The 5,251-nt window shown below is 47.1% G+C and carries 2 tRNA genes and 3 rRNA genes; all 5 read right to left on the bottom strand.

Annotated elements, in window-relative coordinates:
* Positions 1-2: 2 nt before the first annotated feature.
* Positions 3-113: ribosomal RNA gene (gene rrf / locus DHU68_RS14085) — 5S ribosomal RNA — on the bottom strand.
* Between the two features lie 115 nt (positions 114-228).
* A 23S ribosomal RNA gene (locus tag DHU68_RS14080) occupies positions 229-3,114 on the bottom strand.
* A 172-nt stretch (positions 3,115-3,286) separates the two neighbouring features.
* Positions 3,287-3,360: transfer RNA gene (locus DHU68_RS14075), tRNA-Ala, on the bottom strand.
* Between the two features lie 10 nt (positions 3,361-3,370).
* A tRNA-Ile gene (locus DHU68_RS14070) sits at positions 3,371-3,444 on the bottom strand.
* A gap of 122 nt (positions 3,445-3,566) precedes the next feature.
* A 16S ribosomal RNA gene (locus tag DHU68_RS14065) occupies positions 3,567-5,098 on the bottom strand.
* The 16S, 23S and 5S rRNA genes sit together here with 2 tRNA genes alongside, the layout of an rRNA operon.
* Positions 5,099-5,251: the final 153 nt, after the last annotated feature.

Genomic DNA, 5,251 nt, shown 5'->3' with positions numbered 1-5,251 from the left:
TAAAACGGCGGTTACCTACTCTCCCACAAATATGCAGTACCATCGGCACGACTGAGCTTAACTTCTCTGTTCGGAATGGGAAGAGGTGGATCCTCAGTGTTATAACCACCTTAATTTCTTGCTGTTGACCATATTATTTAATGGGCAACGTATAAGGTTGACTGATGTAAAAGAGACAAGTAAAAGTGGTTATCTATAAACCATCTTTTTTAATTCAATAAAATTGAACGCAGAAAGTTTCGGGCAATTAGTACTACTCGGCTATGACATTGCTGCCTTTACACCTGTAGCCTATCAACGTCGTAGTCTACAACGACCCTTATGTGGATATCTTATCTTGAAGTCGGCTTCGTACTTAGATGCTTTCAGCACTTATCCATAACCAGACTTAGCTACCCAGCAATGCTCCTGGCGGAACAACTGGTGAACCAGGGGTCTGTCCAACACGGTCCTCTCGTACTAGTGTCAGATCTCCGCAAATATCCTGCGCCCACGATAGATAGAGACCGAACTGTCTCACGACGTTCTGAACCCAGCTCGCGTGCCACTTTAATGGGCGAACAGCCCAACCCTTGGGACCTACTCCAGCCCCAGGATGTGACGAGCCGACATCGAGGTGCCAAACCATTCCGTCGATATGAGCTCTTGGGAATGATCAGCCTGTTATCCCCGGAGTACCTTTTATCCTTTGAGCGATGGCCATTCCATACTGAAACCACCGGATCACTATGCTCTAGTTTCCTACCTGATCGACTTGTTGGTCTCTCAGTCAAGCGTGCTTATACCATTACACTCTACGAACGGTTACCAATCGTCCTGAGCACACCTTTAGAAGCCTCCGTTACTCTTTTGGAGGCGACCACCCCAGTCAAACTACCCACCATACAGTGTCCTCGCATCCGCGAGTTAGAATTCAAACAATTAAAGGGCCGTATTTCAAGGATGGCTCCACAAGTACTAGCGTACCTGCTTCATAGCCTCCGGCCTATCCTACACATCAAGTGCCCAAATTCAATGTAAAGCTATAGTAAAGGTTCACGGGGTCTTTTCGTCCCATCGCGGGTAATCGGCATCTTCACCGATACTACAATTTCACCGAGATCACAGTTGAGACAGTGTCAAGATCATTACACCATTCGTGCAGGTCGGAACTTACCCGACAAGGAATTTCGCTACCTTAGGACCGTTATAGTTACGGCCGCCGTTTACTGGGGCTTCAATTCAATGCTTCTTCTTGCGAATGACATCTCCTCTTAACCTTCCAGCACCGGGCAGGTGTCAGACTATATACATCTAATTTCTTATTAGCATAGCCATGTGTTTTTGATAAACAGTTGCCTTGACCTATTCTCTGCGGCCACCCTTGCAGGTGGCACCCTTTCTCCCGAAGTTACAGGGTTATTTTGCCTAATTCCTTAACTGTGAATCGCTCGAGCGCCTTAGTATTTTCAACCCGACTACGTGTGTCCGTTTACGGTACGGTTACTTTAACGATAAGTTTAGCGGGTTTTCTTGGCAGCTTGCTTACCTACATTATCTACGCACCCGTGGGTTTGTAGTACTTTCAGCTTCAACTCCCAGGGCGGATTTGCCTACCCCGGTCAACGTCTACAACCTTTAACCATCTAATCCGTCAGATGGCAGTAGTGTCACTCCTGCGTCACCACATCACTCGTTAAAATAGTACTGGAATATTAACCAGTTCGTCCATCGGTATCGCCGTTCGGCTTAACCTTAGGGTCCGACTTACCCTGATCCGATTAGCGTTGATCAGGAATCCTTAGTCTTTCGGCGAGGAGGTTTCTCACCTCCTTTATCGTTACTTATACCTACATTTGCTTTTCTGCACGCTCCAGAAAGGCTTACGCCTCGCCTTCAACGCTGAGCAGAATGCTCCCCTACCGATAATATTTATCCCATAGCTTCGGTAACATGTTTTATGCCCGATTATTATCCACGCACGACCACTCGACTAGTGAGCTGTTACGCACTCTTTAAATGAATGGCTGCTTCCAAGCCAACATCCTAGCTGTCTTGGTAGTCATACTTCGTTAATTCAACTTAACATGTATTTGGGGACCTTAGCTGATGGTCTGGGTTATTTCCCTCTCGGACATGGACCTTAGCACCCATGCCCTCACTCCCGGTAATATATTGTGCCCATTCGGAGTTTATCTGGACTTGATAGGCGGCGAAGCCCTCGCATCCAATCAGTCGCTCTACCTGACACAATACTGTAAGCCGAGGCTGCACCTAAATGCATTTCGGGGAGTACGAGCTATCTCCAAGTTTGATTAGCCTTTCACCCCTACCCTCACGTCATCCGAAAACTTTTCAACGTTTACCGGTTCGGTCCTCCATTTGGTGTTACCCAAACTTCAACCTGCACAAGGGTAGATCACTTGGTTTCGCGTCTACTCCTACTGACTAGCCGCCCTGTTAAGACTTGCTTTCGCTTCGGTTGCATGCTTCATAGCACTTAACCTTGCCAGTAAGAGTAACTCGTAGGTTCATTATGCAAAAGGCACGCCGTCACTGCATAGCAGCTCCGACCGCTTGTAGGCACATGGTTTCAGGGTCTATTTCACTCCTCTATTCGAGGTGCTTTTCACCTTTCCCTCACGGTACTGGTTCACTATCGGTCTCTCAGGAGTATTTAGCCTTACCGGATGGTCCCGGCAGATTCACACAGGATTTCTCGTGTCCCGCGCTACTCAGGATACTGCTAGGCTTAGATACGGATTCGTGTACGGGATTGTCACCCTCTATGATCGAACGTTCCAGATCGTTCCACTTCCATATCGTCTTGCCACGACGCAGTCCTACAACCCCAATATTGCCTAAACAATATTGGTTTGGGCTAATCCCATTTCGCTCGCCACTACTTTGGGAATCACTTTTGTTTTCTTTTCCTACGGGTACTTAGATGTTTCAGTTCCCCGCGTTAGCTTCATGCATAGCATGATAATAGGTTCTTCACCTACTGGGTTGCCCCATTCGGAAATCCACGGATCAATGGTTATTTGCACCTTCCCGTAGCTTATCGCAGCTTATCACGTCCTTCATCGCCTCTGAGAGCCAAGGCATCCCCCATGTGCCCTTACATACTTTCTTTATTTTTTCACTAATTATATATATTAATATATACAACTATGTGGGTTTGATAGATTAATCTATCTTTTACTTGCTCTTTTTAATTACATCATGTCAAAGATCTTTTTGTCAGTTAACAGTTTACAGTCAACAGTTACCATTGATAACTAAGACTCGGCTGTTGTGACAACTGTGGAGAATAACGGATTCGAACCGTTGACCCCCTGCGTGCAAGGCAGGTGCTCTAGCCAGCTGAGCTAATCCCCCGTTTTACAGGTAGTCCCAGGCAGATTTGAACTGCCGACCTCTACATTATCAGTGTAGCGCTCTAACCAACTGAGCTATAGGACTGGCTTATTATTCCACCTGAAACTGATTACCAGCTTCTTGGTTTCTCTATTTTATGTTAAATAGACAACATCAATCATGAGTGTAGCACTCTTCGGGTACTACCATACGGACAGTCACTCCAGAAAGGAGGTGTTCCAGCCGCACCTTCCGGTACGGCTACCTTGTTACGACTTAGCCCCAGTTACCAGTTTTACCCTAGGACGCTCCTTGCGGTTACGTACTTCAGGTCCCCCCGGCTTCCATGGCTTGACGGGCGGTGTGTACAAGGCCCGGGAACGTATTCACCGCGCCATGGCTGATGCGCGATTACTAGCGAATCCAGCTTCATGGAGTCGAGTTGCAGACTCCAATCCGAACTGGGAGAGGTTTTAGAGATTAGCATCCTGTCGCCAGGTAGCTGCCCTTTGTACCCCCCATTGTAACACGTGTGTCGCCCCGGACGTAAGGGCCGTGCTGATTTGACGTCATCCCCACCTTCCTCACAGCTTACGCTGGCAGTCTTATTAGAGTCCTCAGCTTAACCTGTTAGTAACTAATAATGAGGGTTGCGCTCGTTATGGCACTTAAGCCGACACCTCACGGCACGAGCTGACGACAACCATGCAGCACCTACATACCTGCTATTGCTAGAAGACTACTTTCATAGTCGGTCAGGTACATTTCAAGCCCGGGTAAGGTTCCTCGCGTATCATCGAATTAAACCACATGTTCCTCCGCTTGTGCGGGCCCCCGTCAATTCCTTTGAGTTTCACCGTTGCCGGCGTACTCCCCAGGTGGATTACTTATCGCTTTCGCTTAGTCACATACTATCATATCGCATACAACTAGTAATCATCGTTTACGGCGTGGACTACCAGGGTATCTAATCCTGTTTGATCCCCACGCTTTCGTGCATGAGCGTCAGTTATAGTTTAGTAAGCTGCCTACGCAATTGGAGTTCCTCGTTATATCTAAGCATGTCACCGCTACACAACGAATTCCGCCTACTTCATCTACACTCAAGCCTCCCAGTTTCAATGGCAAGTCCGAAGTTAAGCTTCGGGATTTCACCACTGACTTAAAAGGCCGCCTGCGCACCCTTTAAACCCAATAAATCCGGATAACGCTCGCATCCTCCGTATTACCGCGGCTGCTGGCACGGAGTTAGCCGATGCTTATTCATACAGTACATGCAATGGACTACACGTAATCCTTTTTATTCCTGTATAAAAGAAGTTTACAACCCATAGGGCAGTCTTCCTTCACGCGATTTGGCTGGTTCAGGCTCTCGCCCATTGACCAATATTCCTCACTGCTGCCTCCCGTAGGAGTCTGGTCCGTGTCTCAGTTCCAGTGTGGGGGACAAACCTCTCAGTTCCCCTATCCATCGTTGCCTTGGTGAGCCGTTACCTCACCAACAAGCTAATGGAACGCATGCCCATCTACAACCGATAAAATCTTTAACAAATATTCCCATGCGGGACCCCTGTTTTATGGGACATTAGTCCGACTTTCGCCGGGTTATTTCCCTGTTGTAGGTAGGTTGCATACGTGTTACTCACCCGTGCGCCGGTCGCCATCTAAAATAGCAAGTATTTCAATGCTGCCCCTCGACTTGCATGTGTTAGGCCTATCGCTAGCGTTCATCCTGAGCCAGGATCAAACTCTTCTTTGTAAATTTTTTATTTATAAGTCTTTCGTGATCCTGTCCTCAATTTATCAAAGTAAATTGACGGTAGTATTTTTCCCATACATATATAATATGTATACTTGTACTACACTCTTGATGTTGTTATTTCAGTTCCTTTAAAGATCGCTTTCTTTTTTC

The organism is Dysgonomonas sp. Marseille-P4361, assembly GCF_900343125.1.
In the GTDB taxonomy this organism is placed as follows: Bacteria; Bacteroidota; Bacteroidia; order Bacteroidales; family Dysgonomonadaceae; genus Dysgonomonas.
Note: the sequence above shows the minus strand (reverse complement) of the source record. Positions and strands in the feature narration are given on the sequence as shown.